Raw genomic sequence first — 694 nt, 5'->3', positions numbered from 1 at the left:
ACCCGGTCAATGATCGGCACCGCCACGTTGTCGTCGTGGAAGAACTCGCCCCAGCTGGTGAAGTCCTTGTTGGTGGTCAGTATGATCGACCGGTATTCGTACAGGCTGTTGATCAGTTGGAACAGGTTATAGCGGGCCTGCCGAGTCATGGGCAGGTAACCCAGTTCATCAATGATCAGTAGATCGTATTTGGCCAAGGCGCTGACCCGCTTTTTCAGCTCACCCTTCATCTCGGCCAGTTCCAGCTCTTCCACCAGATCCAGGGCATTGCGGAACAACACCCGGTAGCCAGCTTCCACGGCTTTGTGGCCGATCCCGATGGCCAGGTGGGTCTTGCCCACACCCGGCGGGCCAATGAACACCAGGTTGTTCCGTTCGTCGAGGAACTGGAAGTCCAGCAAGGCATTGACCTGACGTTTGGTGATGGTGGTCTGGTGCCGGTAGTCAAAGCCCTCCAGGCGCTTCTCGACGGGGAACGCGGCCATCTTCCGGTTCCGACGGATACGCTTGTCCTGGCGCTGGATCAGTTCGTGTTCGGCAAGCCGGTCCGCGAAGCTGAGATAGGACATCTCGTTGGCTTCAGCCTCGGCCAGCAGGCTGGTCAGTTCGTCGGCGGCCGCGCTCAGGCGCAGACTGCGGTAACGGGACACGGTCTGTTCAAGCTGGCTCATGGGTCACCCCCTGGCCACTGGAG

The 694-nt window shown here is 59.8% G+C and carries 1 protein-coding gene; it reads right to left on the bottom strand.

The genetic code is table 11. From position 1 onward, the window contains the following. The coding region (gene istB / locus Q669_RS17620) for an IS21-like element helper ATPase IstB (RefSeq protein WP_022993285.1) at positions 1-671 on the bottom strand (671 nt) is incomplete at its 3' end. Positions 672-694: the final 23 nt, after the last annotated feature.

The sequence above is a fragment of the Marinobacter sp. C1S70 genome (assembly GCF_000475355.1).
Taxonomy (GTDB): domain Bacteria; phylum Pseudomonadota; class Gammaproteobacteria; order Pseudomonadales; family Oleiphilaceae; genus Marinobacter; species Marinobacter nauticus.
The sequence above is the reverse complement of the archived record's forward strand: the minus strand, read 5'-3'. Positions and strand labels throughout refer to the sequence as shown.